The sequence below is a fragment of the Aestuariibius violaceus genome (assembly GCF_040779325.2).
Lineage (GTDB): Bacteria > Pseudomonadota > Alphaproteobacteria > Rhodobacterales > Rhodobacteraceae > Aestuariibius > Aestuariibius violaceus.
The window spans coordinates 551,658-571,393 of record NZ_JBFONT020000001.1 but is presented as its reverse complement, the minus strand read 5'-3'; the positions used below and the strand labels follow the sequence as shown (position 1 = coordinate 571,393).

19 protein-coding genes are annotated in these 19,736 nt (G+C 65.4%); 2 read left to right on the top strand and 17 right to left on the bottom strand.

The features are described 5' to 3' along the window. Window positions 1–2 precede the first annotated feature (2 nt). The 10 genes from AADZ90_RS02835 to AADZ90_RS02790 form a co-directional block, all read right to left on the bottom strand. Window positions 3–2,759, bottom strand: coding sequence for a PqiB family protein (locus AADZ90_RS02835; RefSeq protein ID WP_367309278.1), 2,757 nt, complete (start codon window positions 2,757–2,759; stop codon window positions 3–5). Then, the gene (locus AADZ90_RS02830; RefSeq protein WP_367309279.1) at window positions 2,756–3,373 is read right to left on the bottom strand and encodes a paraquat-inducible protein A; all 618 of its coding nucleotides are present in this window, start codon (window positions 3,371–3,373) and stop codon (window positions 2,756–2,758) included. The genes AADZ90_RS02835 and AADZ90_RS02830 overlap by 4 nt, the downstream gene beginning before the upstream one ends. After that, entirely contained in the window at window positions 3,370–3,981 is a 612-nt protein-coding gene (locus AADZ90_RS02825; RefSeq protein ID WP_367309280.1) for a paraquat-inducible protein A, read from the bottom strand. The genes AADZ90_RS02830 and AADZ90_RS02825 overlap by 4 nt, the downstream gene beginning before the upstream one ends. A gap of 85 nt (window positions 3,982–4,066) precedes the next feature. Beyond that, window positions 4,067–5,053 carry an ABC transporter ATP-binding protein gene (locus tag AADZ90_RS02820; RefSeq protein WP_367309281.1) on the bottom strand — a complete coding sequence of 329 codons (987 nt, stop codon included), beginning with the start codon at window positions 5,051–5,053 and terminating at the stop codon, window positions 4,067–4,069. A gap of 67 nt (window positions 5,054–5,120) precedes the next feature. Further along, window positions 5,121–6,104, bottom strand: a complete 984-nt coding sequence (locus AADZ90_RS02815) for an ABC transporter ATP-binding protein (RefSeq protein ID WP_367309282.1) — start codon at window positions 6,102–6,104, stop codon at window positions 5,121–5,123. A gap of 37 nt (window positions 6,105–6,141) precedes the next feature. Beyond that, window positions 6,142–6,522 (bottom strand): hypothetical protein, encoded by a 381-nt coding sequence (locus AADZ90_RS02810; RefSeq protein ID WP_367309283.1) that lies wholly within the window; start codon window positions 6,520–6,522, stop codon window positions 6,142–6,144. Further along, window positions 6,522–7,493 (bottom strand): ABC transporter permease, encoded by a 972-nt coding sequence (locus AADZ90_RS02805; protein ID WP_367309284.1) that lies wholly within the window; start codon window positions 7,491–7,493, stop codon window positions 6,522–6,524. Before AADZ90_RS02805 ends, AADZ90_RS02810 begins: the two co-directional genes overlap by 1 nt. Beyond that, window positions 7,493–8,467, bottom strand: coding sequence for an ABC transporter permease (locus AADZ90_RS02800; protein ID WP_367309285.1), 975 nt, complete (start codon window positions 8,465–8,467; stop codon window positions 7,493–7,495). The genes AADZ90_RS02805 and AADZ90_RS02800 overlap by 1 nt, the downstream gene beginning before the upstream one ends. Before the next feature lie 84 nt (window positions 8,468–8,551). After that, window positions 8,552–8,959: an MAPEG family protein gene (locus AADZ90_RS02795; protein ID WP_367309286.1), complete on the bottom strand. Its 408-nt coding sequence runs from the start codon at window positions 8,957–8,959 to the stop codon at window positions 8,552–8,554. Beyond that, a complete protein-coding gene (locus AADZ90_RS02790) occupies window positions 8,956–9,153 on the bottom strand; it encodes a tautomerase family protein (protein WP_367309287.1) in 198 nt (65 codons plus the stop codon). Before AADZ90_RS02790 ends, AADZ90_RS02795 begins: the two co-directional genes overlap by 4 nt. A gap of 110 nt (window positions 9,154–9,263) precedes the next feature. On the opposite strand from AADZ90_RS02790, the gene AADZ90_RS02785 reads away from it, so the two are divergent. Beyond that, window positions 9,264–9,839 (top strand): TetR/AcrR family transcriptional regulator, encoded by a 576-nt coding sequence (locus AADZ90_RS02785; protein ID WP_367309288.1) that lies wholly within the window; start codon window positions 9,264–9,266, stop codon window positions 9,837–9,839. 64 nt (window positions 9,840–9,903) lie between these two features. Here the strand turns inward: AADZ90_RS02785 and AADZ90_RS02780 are convergent, their stop codons facing one another. Next, the gene (locus AADZ90_RS02780) at window positions 9,904–10,512 is read right to left on the bottom strand and encodes an aspartyl/asparaginyl beta-hydroxylase domain-containing protein (RefSeq protein WP_367309289.1); all 609 of its coding nucleotides are present in this window, start codon (window positions 10,510–10,512) and stop codon (window positions 9,904–9,906) included. Window positions 10,513–10,640: 128 nt separating this feature from the next. On the opposite strand from AADZ90_RS02780, the gene AADZ90_RS02775 reads away from it, so the two are divergent. Beyond that, window positions 10,641–11,942 carry an alpha/beta hydrolase family protein gene (locus AADZ90_RS02775; protein ID WP_367309290.1) on the top strand — a complete coding sequence of 434 codons (1,302 nt, stop codon included), beginning with the start codon at window positions 10,641–10,643 and terminating at the stop codon, window positions 11,940–11,942. A 19-nt stretch (window positions 11,943–11,961) separates the two neighbouring features. On the opposite strand, the gene AADZ90_RS02770 is transcribed toward AADZ90_RS02775, so the two are convergent. The 6 genes from AADZ90_RS02770 to AADZ90_RS02745 all read right to left on the bottom strand — a co-directional run bounded on the left by AADZ90_RS02770 (window position 11,962) and on the right by AADZ90_RS02745 (window position 19,674). Next, the gene (locus AADZ90_RS02770; protein WP_367309291.1) at window positions 11,962–13,917 is read right to left on the bottom strand and encodes an OmpA family protein; all 1,956 of its coding nucleotides are present in this window, start codon (window positions 13,915–13,917) and stop codon (window positions 11,962–11,964) included. Window positions 13,918–14,043: 126 nt separating this feature from the next. Next, window positions 14,044–15,606 (bottom strand): ABC transporter substrate-binding protein, encoded by a 1,563-nt coding sequence (locus AADZ90_RS02765; protein ID WP_367309292.1) that lies wholly within the window; start codon window positions 15,604–15,606, stop codon window positions 14,044–14,046. 349 nt (window positions 15,607–15,955) lie between these two features. Further along, a complete protein-coding gene (locus tag AADZ90_RS02760) occupies window positions 15,956–16,435 on the bottom strand; it encodes a GNAT family N-acetyltransferase (RefSeq protein WP_367309293.1) in 480 nt (159 codons plus the stop codon). Window positions 16,436–16,447: 12 nt separating this feature from the next. Continuing rightward, complete coding sequence (locus tag AADZ90_RS02755; protein WP_367309294.1) at window positions 16,448–16,705, bottom strand: YjhX family toxin; 258 nt, start codon at window positions 16,703–16,705, stop codon at window positions 16,448–16,450. Between the two features lie 211 nt (window positions 16,706–16,916). Beyond that, window positions 16,917–18,305 (bottom strand): pyridoxal phosphate-dependent decarboxylase family protein, encoded by a 1,389-nt coding sequence (locus tag AADZ90_RS02750; RefSeq protein ID WP_367309295.1) that lies wholly within the window; start codon window positions 18,303–18,305, stop codon window positions 16,917–16,919. 43 nt (window positions 18,306–18,348) lie between these two features. Then, window positions 18,349–19,674: an NAD(P)/FAD-dependent oxidoreductase gene (locus tag AADZ90_RS02745; protein ID WP_367309296.1), complete on the bottom strand. Its 1,326-nt coding sequence runs from the start codon at window positions 19,672–19,674 to the stop codon at window positions 18,349–18,351. Window positions 19,675–19,736: the final 62 nt, after the last annotated feature.

Genomic DNA, 19,736 nt, shown 5'->3' with positions numbered 1-19,736 from the left:
TCTTATCGTCCTGTGAGGAGGGAATTCGGTCGCCGTTCGATGGCTCGGGCGAGCGACGCGACCGCGTCGGCAGCTTGCTGGATATCACGCAGGGCGGCCCGAAGCTCTGAATTGGCGGGAGAGTTGTCGCCATAGGCCGCGAGGGTCGATCCCGTCTGGTTCAGGACGACGTCCAACCTACGCAATAGAGCTGGCAGGTCGTCGGCAGCGGCTTCGATTGATCTTGCCGCGCTGGATGCGGAGGCGACGGCAGCGTTGACGTTGGCCACGACATCGCCCTGCCGCAACTCCTGCAAAACCAACTCGATCTCTCCCAGAACGTCATTGATCGCACCCGGCATTGCGACCGCGTCTTCCGTGCCGAGGACATCTGCCGCGCTGTCCAGAAAGGCTGTTGCTTCCTCGATCGCCTGGTCCAAGGGCAGATCGCGCAGCCTTTCGGATAGCTGGGTCAGGTTGTCGACCAGCACGGGCAGCTGCTCTGTCGAAGTTTCGACGGATTGCGCCGCGGCGCCCGCGCTTTCGATTGCCGCGATCAGTGTCTGCACGCCTTGCTCTTCACGGAAACCGGACAGGATCGCGTCAACTTCTTCAAGGGCCGCATTCAGGTTGGCGGGGAGTTCGACGGTTTCGGGGTTGCCGAGGAGCGTTTCCGTCGTGGATACCAACTCTGTCGCTTCGGCGAGCAAAGTCTCGAAATCGAGGCCTTCGACGGTATCTGCTAGCGCCGTGATCTCTTCGATCAGTGCTGGTACTCCGCTGGTCGCGCTGGTGACGGCATTGGCCGCATCGGTCGCCGCTTGCAGCGCCTGGTTCGTATTGTCGATCGTCCCGCTTTCCGAGATCTCACCGATCAGCGCATCGGCTTGCTCAGCCGCGCTGGCGGCGCTGTTGATTGCAGCCGTAAGACGACCCGCAAGTTCTTCGGTTTGCAGTTCCTGAAGCGTCGTTTCGATCTGGTCGAGGATGTCGTTTACGTTGCCGGGGATTGCGGAAACTTCTTCAGACGAGACAAGCGTGTTGGCTGAGGTCAACACGTCGTTCGTGCGGTTGATGAGCCCGGCGAGGTCGAGCGAGTCGATATCGGCCGCCAAGTCCGCGACCGCATCGATCAGATCGGGGATCCCTTCCGTCCGGGCGGTAATGGCATCAGCGGTGGCCGCGGCGCTGTCGACTGCTGCGAGCAGTCTCTCGACACCTTGCTGTTCTTCGAACTGGGCGATGATGCGCCGCAGGTCTTCGCTGGCTTCTGTGATCGCAGCAGCCGTCGCACCGATCTGGTCTGGAAGTCCTTGAACAGCCTCAGAGCCGACCAGTGCCCGTGTGTCCCGTAGCAGTTCGTTGACCTCGACGGGGATCGACCGGATCTCTTCGCTCGCGATCAGAACGCTTGCGTTGTCCATGAGGTTGATGGCCGAGGCGAGCACCTCTTCCACGGGCAAGTTGTTGATACGCTGCAGCACGCCTTCCGCCGTGGCCGTCGCATCGCGGATTTCTGCCTCGACAGTAGGGACGAGCGGGAACGGAATGGCGGCGCGATCAAGCTCTGCTGGGGGTGAATCAGGGCGGATGACAAACTCAACTTTCAGGCCACCGGTCAGGATGCTGGCGGAGGCAAGACGGGCCCGCAAGCCTTGAGCGATCTGGGCTTCCAGAAGGGCAAGGACCGCCTCGTCATCGACCGTATCGTCAAAGCCCAGCCGGGTGGGGCGAAGGGCCATCGTCGCCAGAAGCCGCACGTCGAGGTCGCCGAAGGAGCGTTCGTCGATGATGCCGGTCAAACCGATGACTTCGCCCACGTTGATGCCGCTCAACTGAACGGGGGCGCCGACGGTCAGGCCACTCGCGTTCTGATCGAAGATCGCCATGATCTGAACCTGGGCGTCGCTGTCGGGGTCTGCGAAGACACTGCTGCGAGCCGTGCTTTCGTCGGGATAAAGGCGATAAACTGCGCCTTCCTCCACCGGCTCTCCGCCCGAGACGACGGTGTCAAAGCTGACGCCGCCGCCCAGAAGGGCCGCTATTGACTGAAAGTCGATTTCTGCACCGTCGGGCCCGAGCGAGAAGGTAAAACCGGACGTGTCCCAGAAGCGGGTCGATGTGTTGACCAAGCGATCATGCGGTGCGTCGATGAAGGCGTCTGCGATCGTGGTAAGCCCGTCGTCGGAGATGACAGGCGTTCCGATCCGGCCAACCTCGATGCCGCGGTAAAGGATCGGCGTCCCCTCTGGCAGCCCTTCGCCGGCAGTCGTGCTGAGCCGGAACCTCAGCCCCTGTGACCCCGGGCGCACGAGCGGTGCCCGCGCGTCGCCGGTAAACTCGGTCAGCAGGCCTTCCGGTTCATCATCCCACAGCGCTTCGATATAGACGCCTGACAGAACGGTTTCGAGGCCGGTCACCCCGCGTGCGCTGACTTCTGGCGTTACGATCCAGAACCGGGCGTCGTCGTCCACGAACTCCGCGATTTCCGGGTCGAGCCGGATGCCCACACGCACCCGCGTGATGTCTTCTGAGAACCCAACATCCTCGACGAGGCCGACAGTCACGTCACGATAGTGTAGCTGCGTTTCCCCTGCTGTGATCCCGGTGGCTTCGGGGAAGAAAACCTCGATGTAGGGCCCTTGTTCGGCGTAATTCTGATAGGCGAGGCCTAGGGCCACGACGACAGCAAAAAGCGGGATCAGCCAAACGAGCGAGACGCGCTGAAAAAGGCTCTGGCGAACCGGTTCGATCTCGACCTCTGGGGGCGTCTCGGTCACCGTCTCTCGTCCTCTTCGATTTGATCCCAGATCATGCGGCTGTCGAAGCTCTGGGCCGACAACATCGTAAAGATCACCGAGAGCGCAAAGGCAATGGCCGCGGGGCCGGGCGTCACGGATGCCACGACATTGAGTTGCACGAGCGCCGACGTGATCGCAACCACGAACACGTCGATCATGGACCACCGCCCGATAAACTCGACGACTTCATAAAGCAGATGACGCTGGTGGCCGGGCACGGCCGTGCCTCGCCGTGTGCTGATGGCCAGGAAGGCGATCGCGATGAACTTGGCGACTGGGATGACCACGCTGGCGAAGAGGATGATGGCCGCCACGGGGATGTCACCGCTCAAGGCGACGTCGATCGCCCCGCCGACGATCGTGCTCTGGTATTCGTTTGTCAGGGTCTGCGTGACGAGCATCGGATAAGTATTTGCGGGGATGTAGCAGATCACCCCGGCCCACCACCACGCCCAGACCCGGCTGAGGCTTTTGGTGTCGCGCGATGTAAGGGGGGCATTGCACCGTCCGCAGCGCTTTGTTCCCATCGGCCAGACGCGGGTGCAGCGCTGGCAGCCGACCAGCCCGGCATCTCGCGCCGTGAGCGCGATCATTTCCGTTCGAGAGACTGCCATATCGACCAACGGTTTAGCACGCCGTCCTGAAAGACGGTGACGATGACGAGGATAACGAAAAGCCAGAAGGCCGGACCGAACACCACCTGCGCAAGTTCGGTTACCTTCACCAGAGCGACGGCGCATCCAAGGATGAAGATCTCGGCCATCGACCAGGGCTTCAGGTCTTCCGCCCAGCGGAATGCGGTTCCCGCGCTGCGGAACGGTTTGCGGCCGGCGGCTATGGGGGCCACGACGTAGAGAAGAAGAAGGACACGACAGAGCGGCAGGAAGACGACCATCGCCGCCGTGGCGACAACGAGGGGCGTCGTGAGGCCGGCCGAGAAGGCGAGGGCTGCGTCAAGGATTGAGCTGTCGTTCGACAGGCCGCGGACGGAGATCCGCAGGAAGGGCAGAAATGTCGTTCCGATCAGCAAGACCGCGACCGTCAGGGACAGTGCGGCAACAACACTGAGATTGCTGCTCTTTGGCGCGAGAAGAACCGTATGACACCGTCCGCAGACGGCACGCTCCCCCTCTTGCGGCATCGTCTTGCGCCACAGGGCATCGCAGGTCGGGCAGGCAATGAGGTCTGGCGTCGCTTCCATTCGGCAGGTCCGCTTTGTCGCAAGCCGCACTGTGTCACCGATTTCCCACCGGCACCAGCCGAGAGCAGTTAACGAAAGGTTAACGTCACGCTTCGGCTAAAAAGCAGGCGACACGGCTTTCCCCCTTCCACTCAAGCTTGGGGCGTTCCTTCGAGCACCGGTCGATCGCGATTGGGCAACGCGGGTGGTAGGCGCATCCCGAAGGCGGCGAGATCGGGTCGGGGATTTCGCCTTCGGGCGGGGTGATCTCGCGGCCGAAGCCGTCCATGCGAGGGGCGGCTTCGATGAGCATCTTCGTGTAGGGGTGTTTCGGATCGGTGAAGAGTGCGTCCGGGGCGGCCTCTTCGACCAATCGTCCGAGGTAGAGAACGCCGATCCGGTCGGCCATGTGGCGCACGACGGTGAGGTCGTGGGAGATCAAGATGTAGGTCAGCCCGAATTCGTCCTTGAGGTCGCTCATCAGGTTGAGGACCTGCGCCTGGACCGAGACGTCGAGGGCCGAGGTCGGCTCGTCCGCGACGATCAGCTTGGGATCGGAGGCGAGCGCGCGGGCAACGCAGATGCGCTGTCGCTGGCCACCGGAAAACTCGTGCGGGTACTTGATGGCGTCTTCGGCGGAGAGGCCCACCTGCTCCAAGAGCTTCTCGGCCAAGCCGTTGGTATCGCCGCCTTTTATGCGCACCGGTTCGGTTATGATATCGCGCACCCGCCAGCGCGGATTGAGCGAGGCATAGGGGTCCTGAAAAATCATCTGGATGTCGGAGCGGACCTGTTCGATCTTGTCGGGATCGGTTTCGGTGTCGAGGTTGATGCCTTCGATCTCGACCTCTCCGTCAGACGGCGGGAGGAGGCCGACGACCATCTTGCCGATGGTGGACTTGCCTGATCCGCTTTCCCCGACAAGGGCATATGTTGTGCGTTCCGGCACCTCGAACGACACGTCGGAAACGGCAGTCAGCTTGCGTTTGGGCAGGCGCTCGACGACCCGGTTGAGCCAGGGTTTGGAGACATCGAAGATCCGCGTCAGGTGGCGGATCGAGACGAGGGAGGGTGCATTTTCGGCGTGCGGCATCCGGTCGGTATCCAGTCGGCATTTGGTCGGAGGGGAACGAACGTTCCCGTCACTCGACGTTAACTCTTTAGGCGGGCACGGCTTCCTCTGTCAGAGGGAACCAGCAGGCCGCGCGGCCGCCGGTGGCATCACGGGTGGGTGGCGGATCTTGGCGGCATTTGTCCTGCACCTTCGGGCAGCGCGGATGGAAGGCGCAGCCGGTCGGCAGGCGGCCGAGGCGGGGCATGGCGCCGGGGATCTGGCGCAGGCGGGTCGCGCCTTCGGAGGCATCGGGCGTGGCCCGCATCAGACCTTCGGTGTAGGGGTGCATCGGCCGGGTGATGACCTCGCGAACAGGGCCGAGTTCGGCCAAGCGGCCGGCATACATGACCGCGACGCGATCGGCGGTTTCGGCGATGACGCCCATGTCGTGGGTGACAAGCATGACGGCCATCCCACGCTCCCGGCAGAGGCGTTTTAAGAGCGCCGTGATCTGGGCCTGGACGGAGACGTCTAGGGCCGTGGTCGGCTCGTCCGCAATCACCAGAGAGGGTTCGGCGCAGAGGGCGAGCGCGATGACAACGCGCTGGCGCATCCCGCCTGAGAATTGATGGGGGTAGGCGTCGATCCGGTCCTTCGCGGCGGGAATGCCGACCTCGTCCAGCGCACGGATAGCGCGGAGCTTGGCCTCGCCGTCCGAAACTTTGAGGTGTTCCTGGATCGTCTCGGTCAGCTGGTCGCCGATGGTGAGCAGGGGGTTGAGCGAGGTCAGGGGATCCTGGAAGATCATGCCGATCTCTTTGCCGCGGATCTTGCGCAGGTCCTTGCGGGAGAGGCCGTCGATCCGCCTGCCGTTCACGTGGATCTCGCCCGAGGCGATCCGCGCGGGCCGGTCGAGGAGGCCGATCACCGCGTTACCCGTCATCGACTTGCCCGCGCCGGATTCGCCGACGACGCCCAGGATCTCTCCCGCCGCGATGTCGTAGGAAACGCCGTCGACGGGTTTGAGGAGGCCCGCGCGGGTCGGGATCTCGACAGTGAGGTTGCGGACGGAGAGGACGGGGGTGGTCATGCGGTGGTCCTTGCAGGCGCCGGAGCGCTGGCTGGGGTCATTCGAAACTGTAGGTGACGATCTGGCCGTTTTCGCGGGTGACCGTCATGGTGTCAGAAGTGAGGAAGAGGGACTGGCATTCGCGGCCCGCGAGCAGGTCGGGTTCGATCACGTTGCGGCACCAGGCGCCGTTCTCGATGGTCCAGGTGGCGAAGACCGCCAGCCCGTCGGAGGTGCCGCTGAGGATCCCGTCCTCTCCGATCTCGTAGCGAGTGTTTTCCGAGACGATGGTGCGGCCTGCGAGGGTCTGGGTGAGCTCGATGTCGTTGGCGCGGGCGGCGAGGTCGAGGGTGTCTTCGGCAGAGGGGGTGGGGGCGCAGGCGGTGAGCAAAGCAAGAGATGCCCCGCCAAGGACATTCGAGACAGGACGCGAGGCCATCATCGCAGCCTCGGGTTCAGGGCGTCGCGGAGCCAGTCTCCGAGCAGGTTCACGGCGAGCGCGAGCGTAAGAAGGGTCATGGCGGGGAAGAAGAGGATCCACCATTCGCCAGAGAACAGGAAGCCCTGGCCGATGCGGATGAGGGTGCCGAGGGAGGGTTGCGTGGGGGGCGCGCCGACGCCGAGGAAGCTGAGGGTGGCTTCGGCGATGATGGCGAGCGCGAGCGAGATCGTGGCGATTACGAGGACCGGGGACAGGACGTTGGGTAGGATATGGCGGAGCATGATGCCGCCGCCCGAGCGGCCGATGAGGCGGGCGGCCTGGACGTATTCCTTGTTCTTCTCGACCAGGGTGGCCCCCCGGACCACGCGGGCGAATTGCACCCAGTCGGACAGGCCGATGGCAAGGATTAGGACGAGGATCGCGACTTCGTCCCGGTATTCGGGTGGGGTCACGCCGCGCGAGACGCCGGTGATCAGCATCGCGACGAGGATTGACGGGAAGGTCAGCTGGACGTCGGCGATGCGCATGATGATCGTCTCGGTCCAGCCGCCGACATAGCCCGCCAGAAGGCCGAGCGTCACGCCGAGGATCATGGCGAAGAGGACCGCCGAGACCCCCACGAAGAGCGAGATGCGCATCCCGTAGAGGATCGTCGAGAAGACGTCGCGGCCCTGGTCATCGGTGCCCATCAGGAAGCTTTCACCGGTGAAGGCATTGGCCGCTCCCGGTGGGGTGAAGCCGTTCATGAGGTTGAGCGAGGCGGGGTCGTAGGGGTTCGTCGTGGCGATCAGCGGAGCGAAGACCGCCGCGAGGATCAGGATCAGCGTGATGATGAGTGAAAGGATGGCCACCGGGGAGTGGCGCAGGCTGTAGGCGAGATCGCTCTCCCACGCGTTTTTCAGGCGTGAGGGGCGCCTGGCCGCTTCGGGCTGGGGAAGGTCGGCTGTCTTGTGGGTGGCATCGGTCATCAGTGGCGCCCCTCGATCCGCAGGCGGGGATCGACCGCGAAGTAGAGGAGGTCGACGATCAGGTTGATGCCGACGAACATCACCGAGATCAGCATCAGGTAGGCGGCCATGACGGGAATATCGACGAACTGGATTGCGTTGATGAAGAGCAGGCCGACGCCGGGCCATTGGAAGACCGTTTCGGTGATGATGGCGAAGGCGATGATCGCACCGAGCTGGAGGCCGGTGACGGTAATGACGGGCACGAGCGTGTTCTTCAGCGCATGGCGGAAGTTGACGGCCCGCTCGCGCAGGCCGCGAGCGCGGGCGAAGCGGATGTAGTCCTGGCGCAGAACCTCAAGCATCTCGGATCGGACGAGGCGCATGATGAGCGTCATCTGGTAGAGGCCGAGGGTGATCGCTGGCAGGATGATGGCCTGTCGTCCCGATGGCGTCAGGAGCCCGGTTGTCCACCATCCGAGATCGACCACCTGGCCGCGACCGAAGGACGGAAGCCAGCCGAGCTCGACCGAGAAGACGTAGATCAGGAGGATGCCGATCAGGAAGGTGGGGAGCGAGACGCCGATCAGCGAGGTCGACATGATGATGTTGGCGGCGACGCCGCTTTTGCGGATTGCCGTATAGACGCCGAGCGCAATGCCGAAGCCGATGGCGAAGAGGGCCGAGAGGGCAGCAAGCTCCAGCGTGGCGGGGGCGCGTTCGGCGATGATGTCCGCCACCGGGCGGCCCTGACGGTAGGAAATCCCGAAATTGCCCTGCGCTGCATCCCAAAGGAAATTGACGTATTGGACAAGAAACGGATCGTTCAGGCCAAGCTGGTCGCGCAGCCGTTCGATATCGGCCAGCGTCGCCTCCTGCCCCAGCAGGTTGGTGATCGGATCGCCGACAAACCGGAACAGCGAGAAGGCCACGAGCCCCACGACGAGGAGGACGAGGACCGACTGAAACACGCGACGGATGATGTAGGCGAGCATTTGCCGGTTGTGCGGCGGGAACGGTTCCGGGTCAAGCGTCCGGGGTTCGGTGCCGGACCCGCGCGTGGCGGATCCGGCTGGATTTCAGGCGCTTAGCGCGCCCGTGGTCAGGCCCCAGGCAAAGGCGAAAAGGCTCGCCAGCCCCGCCGCCCAGACCAGCGTACGGACCGGGACGAGGTCGAAGGCATAGCTTGGGACGTAGGCCGCGCGGGAGCCAGCGTAGGTCAGCGCCGCAGTCTCGGTCCAGCCGTTGCTGATCCCGGAGGTCGCCGAGATCAGGACGAGCGGCAGGAACAGCGCCAGCCCCTCGACCTGATTGCGGACGTTCCGGTCAAGCCGGGCGCCGAGGGGGCCGTGGTTCGGTGGCGGCTCGGCCCGGCTGGAAAGGACATAGGGGATCCCGGCACGCAGATCGAGGTAAGTCCCTTGCGCCAGAACCGAAAAGAGCATGACGCCGAAGACGGCGAAGAGCGACCAGAGCTCGATGCTCATCCGACGACCTGGCCGCCCATGGCGTAGCCGCCCTCAGCCGTTTCTTCGATATGGACGTTGACGTATTGGGTGATGTCGCCCTTGCCGGATGTCTTGGCCACGTCGGCGAGGGAGGTGGTGAGGTTTGAGACGATCTTGGCCTTCTCTTCGATGGACCAGGCGGATTTCGGGACGGTGACGCGGATCGTGGGCATGGGAGCCTCCTTGGTTTTCGATCATTTCGAGTTATATTGCATCGCGCGATGCAATATCCGTAGCCGCCAGGAAATTGTTTTGCAACATATGATGCAAAAAGGAGTTCACGATGCCGCGACCGCGCGGGTTTGACGAAACTGAGGTTTTGCGCGCCGCGATGATGGTGTTTTGGCGCGACGGATACGACGCAACGACCTATCGCGCGCTGGAGGCGGAGACGGGCGTGGGCGTCCGGTCGATGCACAACACGTTCGGCGAAAAGGACCGGTTGTTCGTGCGTGTGCTGCAGCTTTATCGCGGACAGGCTGAAGAAGTCGTAAACGGTGCGTTTGCAACGCCCGGGCTGGCGGCGATCGCCGGGTTCTTCGACGCGATGGCGACGGCGCAATCCGACGCGGGCGACGTGAGCGCGGCGGGCTGTCTGATGGTCAACACGGTGTTCGAACTGGGGGAGATGCCCGAGGAGATCGCGGCGGAGGTGGCCGCTTATCGCGCGATGTGGCGGGATGCCTTCGCGCGGTCACTGGAGGCGGATGGTGTGGACAGGCAGGAAGAGCGGGCGGAGTTCCTGCTGGGGTCGCTCTGGGGGATGCTGAGCCAGATCAGGCTGGCCCGAGACGTCGCGGCCGCCGCGCCGATGGCCCGGATCGTCAGCGACACGGTGCGGGGCTGGCAGGCGGGATAGGATCAGGTATCAGGCGGCCGCTCTGGAAGGGAGGGACGAGCGGCCGCCCGGGCAGCCCCTGTGGTCAGGCTGCCTCGTGTTGCTCGTGGGCCTTGCGTGCACGCTCTTTCGCTTCCTTGGCCTTCGACCGCATCTCGGCGGGGAGGAGATCGAAGATCATGTGGATGCGATCCTCGTCGCCATCGTTGAAGGCTTCGTGCATCTGGTCGTTGTCGAACCACCAGAGTTCGCCTTCCTGCATCCGGATTTCCTCGTCCCCGGCCTTGAGCCAGGATCCGGCGGAGGATTTCAGGACGAAGTGGTAGCGGCCCCGGAAGCGGTAGTATTCGCCGCGGTCGATATGGGGATAGACGCGCTTGCCGGCGGGCAGGCAGACGATCTTGCCCCGGCTGAGATCGGCGTCGAGTTCGGCGGCAACCTCTTCGAGGAAGGCGCGGGCCTTCGGGAACTTGGCCGATCCGGTCGTCCAGCGGCTTTCGTGGACATCGCGCCGCTCGCGCCCCAGGATCATCGACTTGCGCAGACCGCGCAGCGGGATGGCCAGCGCCTCTCGCTGGACCGGGATCTTGTCCTGCCGGCCCGTGGCGATGGCCCAGGCATCGCCGACGCTTGCGATTTCATCGAGAAAGGGCTTGGTGGGCACGTCTGAGCGGATGCGCTTGAAGTATTTCATGTCGTCTCTCCTTTGTCTGCTGGGGTCGTTCCCTTCGAGAGACATATGGAGCTTCAACCTGATCGGGGCGTATCATCCAGATTAACAGCGGATGAATGCGGGCGCTGCGGCTGCCGGGAGAGACAGAGATGAGACGACTGACCTTGATCGTGTGTTTCCTGGCGGGGACGGCAAGCGGACAGACGGCGATCGATACGGTGCGCCCCGATGCGCCGGAGATGGCCGCCCAGGGGCCCTTCGCCACGGGCGTGCGGACGGTCGAGTTCGTGCATGAGGACCGGATCGACGTCACGGCGATCGAGCGGGACGCGCCTGTGCCCGATCCATTGCCGCGGGCGGATCGGCGGCTGGTCGTCGAGATCTGGTATCCGGCGGAGGAGAGCGACGGGGACCGGATGTTGGACGCGTATCTGCGGGACGGGGAGACGGTTGTCGAGTTGACCGGGCGGGCCGTGCGGGACGCGCCGCCGCTGGCTGAGGCGGGGCCGTTTCCGTTGGTCATCGTCAGCCACGGCTATCCGGGGAACCGGTTCCTGATGTCCCATCTGGCCGACAATCTGGCGACGAAGGGGTATGTCGTCGCCTCGATCGATCATCAGGACAGTACGTATGGCGATCAGGCGGCGTTCGGATCGACATTGGTGCACCGGCCGGTCGATCAGCTTTTCGTGCTGGAAGAGATCGCCCGGATGGGATCGGGCCCGGGCTTTTTGGACGGGTTGGTCGAGGCAGAGCAGGTCGCCATCGTCGGATATTCGATGGGGGGTTACGGCGCGGTGATCGCGGCGGGCGGCGGTGTCGCGCAGGCCGGGGTCGATCTGTCTTTCGGGGCGCCGCACGGGTTGCTTGGTGTGCATCTGGCGGGAAGCGAGAGCCACGCCGCGCTGCTCGATCCACGGGTGAAGACGGTGATCGCCATCGGCCCCTGGGGTCGTGCGCGGGGGATGTGGGATGCGGAGGGGATGGCGGGGCTGTCAGTGCCGGCGCTGTTCATCGCCGGGTCGGTGGATGACGTGTCCGGCTACGAGGAGGGCGTGCGGCTGATGTGGGACGAGGCGACAGGCGTGGACCGGGCGCTGCTGACCTTCGAACATGCGAACCACAACGCGGCCGCGCCTTATCCCGCGCCGCCCGAGAGCTATGCGTTCAACGAGGATCTGGGGTTCGCGCCATTCGAGCATTATGCAGACCCGGTTTGGGACACGGTGCGGATGAATAACGTCACGCAGCATTTCGTGACGGTGTGGCTGGATACCTATCTGAAGGGCCGTGCGGAGGCGGTTGGGTATCTCGACTTGGTGCCGGTGGCGGCGGATGGGCTGTGGTCGGTGGATGAGGACGGGTCGCCGACCGAAGAGCATACCTATTGGCGGGGATTTGCGAACCGGACGGCAGCGGGCCTGCGGTTCGAATGGCTCCGGGCGGAATGAACCACCCGGAGCCGTCCGGTCAGTTCAGGCGCGCGAGAAGCGGGGTGATCCGCCGCACGGTGGCGCGGCGGTTCTCGCGGTTGGCGTCTTCCGTGACGACCTTGAGATTGGCCTCTCCGTAGCCCTGCACGATGAGGTTTTCCGGCGGCACGTCGAAATATTCGGCGAGCGCCAGTGCCACGGATTCCGCCCGGCGATCCGACAGGGCAAGGTTGAGGCTGGCGGAACCGACGGCGTCGGTGTGGCCTTCGACGAGGAAGACCTCGTTCGGGCTTTCCTCGATCACGTCGCGCATCGCCTGCCCGATCGCGATCAGCGCGTCGGCCTGGCTGGCGCGGATTGCGGACGACCCTGTATCGAAGGTGACGGCATCGAGTTCGATCACCGGCACAAGCTCCCGCACGGCGCGGATCTGGCGGATCTGCTGCAGCGTGAAGCTGCGGTCGAACGTATCGAGTTCGCGCTGGCGGAGGGCGGCGCGCAGCTCGTCCTCGGTTGCGGTGTCGAGTGAGATCGATCGCTGCTGCGGCTCGGGCAGTTCGGTGACCTCGACCGGTGCGGCCTCGACCGTGTCGTCGAAGAGGAGCACTTCGGTGCCGTCGGGCAGGATACGCGAACGGCGCAGGACCTGGCCATTGGCGGCGCGGATCGTGATGACCTCTGACCCGTCCTCGCGGAGGACGCGCTGGAGCGTCGAGCCGTCGTCGAAGGTGCGTGTGGAGATCTGTGCACCGGGCTGGCGAAGCAGTGCGTTGTCATCCTTGAGGACGTAGTAGTCGCCGTCGTCGCGCTGGACCACGACGCGGTCGCCGGAATTGGTGACGACCTGTTCGTTCCGACCGATGATCTGGTCGAGGACGATAAGACCGGCGGCGCCAAGCGCGAAGGTTTCGAGGGCGGAGAGGCCGTCGTCGTCATCGTTCTCGTCCGCGCTGCGGCTGGCGGAGGTGGTGAATTCCTCGTCGGAAGAGCGCGACGTTTCCTCGGTCACCGTTTCCGTCACGACTTCTGCCTCGGCGTCCGCTTCGCCTTCGACGGCTGCGGTCGCGGCGGCCTCGGGCGTTTCGTTGGCGGCGGCGGTGCTGGTTTCGGTATCGTCCTGGGTGACCTCCGGCTCGGTTCCGGCGACGTCGGCTTCGGACTGTTCGCCCTCTGCCGGAGGGGCGATCACGGCGATACCGTCCTCTTCCGTGGTCTCAGAGGGGGCCGCCTCGGTTTCGACGGCTACGTCGGCCTCGCCTTCCGCTTCAACCTCTGCCGGTGCGGTCTCTGCCGTGTCGGTTTCGGCAGGGTCCACCACGGTTTCCTCGGCGGTCTCAGCTGGCGGTTCCTCGGTCGGCGAAACCTCGGGTTCGGCGGTTTCGACAGGCGTGCCTTCGGTAGGCTCGGCCTCTTCGCCTTCGGCGGTGTCGGGGGCCGGGATGACCTCGGGATCGGCCACAGGCGGAGTTTCGGCCGTCTCGGCGGGTGCGCTTTCTTCGACGGCGGGAAGCTCGCTCTCAGCTGTCGATTCAGGGTCGATAGTGGTGCCGCCGGGGGCCGGGTCTGCGTTCATGTCCGCCGATTCAGGATCCGCGGGCGTGCCGCCTGGGGCCGGTTCTGCACCGTCGGCCGTGGTCTCCACTTCGCCGGAGCCCTCGGTTTCCGGCACGGCGTCCGTGATCTGGGGCAGGCCGTCATCCACTTCTTCGGTGGCGTCCTCGCCGGTATCGGGGGTCGTCTCGGTGACTTGGGGAAGCGCATCCCCGCCCTCTTCGGTGGTGGTGTCCCCGGCTTCCGGAGCCGTGTCGGTGATCTGCGGCAAACCCTCTTGGGTGACGGTGCCTTCGGCCTCGGCGGCGGGCGGGCAGGTCTCGGAGACGGCACCTTCTGGGCAGGTTTCGACCACGGCGTCTTGCGCGGCGAGCGGCAGGGGCGCGGCGAGTGTGAGGGACAGGATCAGGGCGGTCGTCGACCGCAGGGTGCGGCGGGTCATAGCGTTTCCTTTGTTTTTCAGGCGTTTGCGCCATATGGGAAGGAAACAAGAACGGGCGGCACAGGGTTCCGTGCCGCCCGTCTGCATTGTCAGCGGGCCGCCGCCCGCCGGATCACATTCTGTAACCTAGCCGCCGACCGTCACCCAGCGCAGGATGAAAAAATCGTCGGGGCGCTGGGTCATCTCGATCCCGTCGCGGACGCCCCAGAGCAGTGGCTGGACGTAGAGCGGGACATAAGCCGTCTGTTCCTGCAGGATGCCGGTCACCTCGTCGAGCATGGCCTGGCGGGTGGCCTCGTCGAGTTCGGACTGGATCTGCGGAAGGAGTTCATCAACGCGATCATTTGAAAAGTCACCGAAATTCCAGCTGCCGAGGCGCGCCTCTTCGTTGGGGGTCGCGGCGAGGAAGCGGATCGGGTGTTCGGCGTCGAAGGTGCCGGGCGACCAGCCGAGGAGGTACATGTCGAAATTGTCCTCGCGCAGCTCGGGCCAGTAGTTGCGGACCGGCATCGTCTCGAGCTGGGCGTTGAGGCCCACCTGGGCGAGCATCCCGGTGACCGCCTGGCAGACGGCTTCGTCATTCAGGTAGCGGTCGTTCGGGCATTTGAGCGCGAAGGAAAACCCATCGGGATATCCGGCATTTGCAAGGAGTTCGCGGGCGGCTGCCTGGTCGTATTCGGGCCGCGCGGCGAGGGCCTCGCTATAGCCGCGCATGGCGGGCGAAACGAGCTGGGAGGCCGGTTCTGCGTTGCCGCGCATGATCGTCTGCAGGATCGCCGGGACGTTGATCGCATGGGCGACGGCCTGGCGGACCCGTTCGTTGGTGAAGGGGTTGGCGTCGCCTTCGTTGTCGCCGCCGGTCAGGACGGGGGCTTCGTGCGGGAAGCCCAGCATGATGACACGCGCCTCTATCCCCTTGATAACGTTGACGCCGTCGGCTTGTTCGAGGCGGGCGGCATCCTGGATGGGGACGGGGTTGATGAAGTCGACATCGCCCGCGAGCAGGGCGGCCACGGCGGTGGCCGGGTTCTGGATCGGGGTGAAGGTGGCGCTGGTGATGTTGTGTTCGGGCTCGCCCCACCAATCCGCGAAGGGCTCTAGCGTCGTTTGCAGGCCCGGCTGGCGGTCGGTCACCTGAAAGGCGCCGGTGCCGTTGGCGTTGAGCGTGGCGAAGGTTTCACCTTCCTTGTTGGGGCGGGTCGTCTCGTTCGCTTCGGCCCAGCCGCTGTCCATGATCATCCAGTTGGCGATGCTGTCGGGGAAGATCGGGTTGGGGGCGGTGGTGTAGATCTCGACGGTGTAGTCGTCCGGCGCCTCGACGCGGGAGACGGGGGCGAACCAGCTGGAGGTATCGGCCTCGTCCGAGCTGGCACGCTCGAATGAGAAGACGACGTCTTCGGAGGTAAAGTCTTCTCCGCCATGGAATTTTACGCCTTCGCGGAGGGTGAAGCGCCAGCCTTCGCCGTCGCCGATCGGCTCCCACGCCGTCGCCAGAGCGGGCTCGATCGTCATGTCCTTGCCGCGGCGGACGAGGCCTTCGTAGACGTTGTTGAGAAAGCCCAGGACGGGGGCGGCGTTGACGGCGTGGGGGTCCATCGTCTGGGGGTCGGTGGTGCCGGCCCAGCGGAACTCCTCGGCGGAGGCGGTGGTGGCCAGGAGAATGGCGGTGAGGGTGAGGATTGGGCGCATTTGGGCCTCCGGTACTTGTCTTTCTTCGATGGAGGATGTGATGCGCGGCAAGGTCAAATCAAATCGTGCGGAAAGGCAGAGATTAACCGGATATTGCCGGGCTGGACGGTGCGATTTCCGCGCGGCAACGCGAATCGGGGTTAATCTCAGGAAAAACAGGGAGATCGGCGTGTCGGCATATGGTCGGCATCCTGTCGGCTTTCTGTCGGACATTTGGGGCGCGATTGGCGGGGTAATGGAGCGTCCTGCTGCAGTGCAGCGCAACAGTTGCGACAAACCGGGAGATTGCCGAGTTCTGTTGATGTGGCGACGGGAGGCGCGGCCCGGCCCCCCGAGGCCGCGCGACGGTTTAGACGGCGCAGAGGTCCTTCCAGAAGGTGACCTTGTCGTCTCCTTCTGCCCAGAAGTGGGGGAGGCGCGCGGCCTCCCGATAGGACTGGCGGGCGTAGAAGGCGCGGGCGATGGCGAAATCGTCGGTGCTGGACGTGTCGACGATCAGGATCCGCTGGCCCCGGTCGCGCAGGGCGCTTTCCAGCGCGGCGGTCAGGGTTGCGCCGACGCCTTTGCGCTGGTCGCCGGGGCGGATGCCGAGGGCGCGCATGTTCCAGGTGCCCTCGGTCATCGTTTCATGGGCCGCGTAGCAGAGGCCTGCGGGCCGTCCACCCGCCTCGGCCACCAGCCAGAGGGTGTCTCTGGCTGGGTCGTCGAGGAAGGGCGCGATCATGTCGGCCAGCAATTCGGACGGGAAGAGGCCGATCTCTTCGACGATCCGCCTCAAGGCGGGGACGTCGGAGGCCCGCGCCGGGCGGGTCGTGGTGTGCGTCGTCATGGGTCTTGTCCTTCAGCGGTTGTCGAGTTGGGCGCGGACGGCGCCGAGGCCGCGCTGGGTCACGCGGTAGGGCTGACCACCCGTGGAGCGGATGAAGCGGCGCTTCTTGAGCCGGTCGAAGACTGCGAATGTGCAGTCGGTCAGGATGTGACCGTCGCGGCTGATGCAGGTGATGTCAGATACCTTGCCATTGGCGCCGCGCTCGTAATGGATGGCGCCGCCTTGGGCGAGCACGTGCAGGACACGCTGCTCGTGTTTCGAGATATTCATGGAAGTGGGTCCGGAGATAGATCAGACAAAACAGCCCGCCCGGCGTCACGCGCGGGGGGTCGTTAGGTTGGTCGTTCCAGCGGGTGGAACTTAGCGGTTGCCCGCAAGCTCTGACATAAACTCTCCATTGCCCGCTCTGGCGGGTGAGGCTGAGATAAGGCGGGGAGCGTTTTGGGTCAAGCGCAGAGGCCAGGCGGAGAGAAGTGGTTGGTCAGACGCCGTCGGTCAAGTCGCGGAGGACCTGGGCCACTGTCATGACGTCGTCGCGGGTGCAGTCGAACTGGCCGACCTGGACGCGGATGACGAAGCGGCCCTCGTGCCGGGTCTGGGTGAGGTAGATGCGGCCGTCGTCATTGATGCGGGTGAGGAGCGCTTCGGTTGCCGCGTCGTCGCGGTAGCGGAAGGTGAAGAGGGAGAGGGCGGGGGGCGTGGTGATCTGGATGCCGGGGATCGTGGCGATGTCTTCGGCCAGCTCGGCGGCCCAGGCGACATGGTTGCGGATGCGGGTGCGCAGGCCCTCGAGCCCGTAGGCACGGAGGGTGAACCAGAGCTTGAGCGCGCGGAAGCGGCGGCCGAGCGGGACGGTCCATTCGTTGAAATTGACGATCTCGTCCTGACCGAGGGTCTGCAGGTAATCGGGGCGCAGGCCGAGGGAGCGGATCTGCGGGGCCGGGTCGGCGAGGAACTGGACGGCGCAGTCGAATTGCGCGCCGAGCCATTTGTGCGGGTTGAAGACGATGCTGTCAGCCTGGTCGACGCCCTGCCAGAGCTCGCGGAATTCGGGGCAGATCATGGCGGAGCCTGCCCAGGCGGCGTCGACATGGGTGTAGAGGTCGTGGGTTTTGGCCACGGTGAGGCAGGCGGCGATGGGATCGCAGGCGCCGATGGAGGTGCCGCCGGTGCAGAGGATGACACCCGCCGGTTTGTGGCCTGCGGCGAGGTCGGCGCGGATGGCGGCGTCGAGTGCTTGGGGGTCCATGGCGTGCTGCGCGTCGGTCGGGATCTTGACGAGGTTGGCTTGCCCGATGCCGGAGAGGCGGGCGGCCTTGTCGACCGAGGAATGGGTCTGGGCGGAGGCGTAGAGGCGGAGGCGGGGGCCTCCTGAGAGGCCCTCGGTCACGCTGTCCCAGCCGGTGGCGCGGTCGCGCATGGTCAGGACGGCGGAGAGGGTCGCCGTTGTCGCGCTGTCGTGGATGGTGCCGGTGAAGTGGGGGGCAAGGCCGAGGGCCTGGCGGAGCCAGCCGATCATCACCTGCTCGATCTCTGTCGCCGCGGGAGAGGTTTGCCAGAGCATCCCCTGGGCGGCGATGGCATTGGCGAGCTGTTCGGCCAGCATCGACGCAGGCGAGGCGTTGGCGGGGAAGTAGGCGAAGAAGCGGGGGTGCTGCCAGTGGGTGGTGGCGCCGGGGACGATGGTTTTGAAATCGGCGAAGATGTCCTTGATGGGTTCCGGCGCCTCGGGGGGCGTATCGGGGAGCTGGGCGGCGGTGGCGCCGTAGCTTGCCCGCGGGCGGACGGGGCGGTCGCGAAGCGTGCTGTGATAGGCATGGGCCCAGTCGGCGGCGCGCTTGGACCAGTGGCGGAGGTCGTCGTGGTTCATGTCCCCGAGAGGGGCATGCCGCTGTCGCGGAGGCAAGCCCCGTTCAGTGGGGGCGGGCGCCCTGTTCCGGCTGGGGGAGCTGGATCGGCGGCGTATCCGGTGGCGCCGGTGGCTGCCGGTCGCCAGTGATCAGGCGGGCGCCCTTGGAATAGGTGATGTAGGACCAGAGCCAGCTGAGGCCCACGAAGATCGGCTGGCGGACACCGATCAGGAAGTAGATGTGGGCGATGCCCCAGAGCCACCAGGCGAGGAAGCCCGAGAGGCGGAAGCGGCCGAAGTCGATCACTGCGGCGTGGCGGCCGATCGTGGCGAGGTTGCCGGCGTGGCGGTAGCGGAAGGGTTTGGTCGTCTCCCCGGCGAGGCGGTTTGCAATCACTTGCGCGGCGTGGCGGCCCTGCTGCTTGGCGGCCGGCGCGATGCCGGGGACGTCCTGGCCGTCTTTCCACGGGACCTTGGCGGCGTCGCCGGTGACGAAGACCTCAGGATGGTCCGGCAGGGTCAGATCGGGGGCGACGGCGATGCGGCCGCTGCGGTCGGTTTCGATGTCGAGCCAGCTGGCGGTGTTCTTCACCTTGACGCCTGCGCCCCAGATCGTGGTGGCGGCGGGGATGGCGCCGGCCGATGTGGCGACGCCGTCGGGCGAGATGTCCTCGACCCGCGTATCGCACCAGACCTCGACCCCGAGCTTTTCGAGGGAGGTCCTGGCCTTGTCCGACAGCTCTTCCGGGAAAGCGGGGAGGAGGCGGGGGCCGGCCTCGACCAGGATCACGCGGGCATCGGCAGGGCGGATGCGGCGGAAATCGCGGGCCAGCGTGAAGCGCGCCAGTTCGGCGATGGCGCCGGCCATCTCGACCCCCGTCGGGCCACCGCCGACCACGACGAAGTTGAGCTGGCGGCGCTGTTCCTCGGGGGTCGCCGCGACCTCGGCCCGTTCGAAGGCGAGGAGGATGCGGCGGCGGATGCTGGTCGCGTCGCGCAGGTTCTTGAGGCCCGGCGCCCGATCGGCCCAGTCGTTGCCGAAATAGAAGTTATGGGCGCCGCTGGCGACGATGAGGAAATCGTAGGGGATGGTGCCGGTGTCGGTGACGATCCGGCGCGCTGCGAGGTCGATATCCTGCACCTCGGAGAGGGTGACGGTGACGTTCTTCTGCCGCGAGAAGATGCTGCGGATCGGCCAGGCGATATCAGCGGGCGAGAGGTCGGCGGTGGCGACCTGATAGAGCAGCGGCTGGAAGAGGTGGTAGTTCCGGCGGTCCACGATCTCGATATCCACATCGGCCTTGCGCAGCGCCTTGGCGGCGGAGAGACCGGCGAAGCCGGCGCCGATGATGACGACGCGGGGGCGGGGGGTGTTCTGTGGCTGCTCCATCGTCCGGATTCCTGACTTTGTCAGATCCGATGTGGGGATCGGGTCGGCCGGTTTTCAGAGGC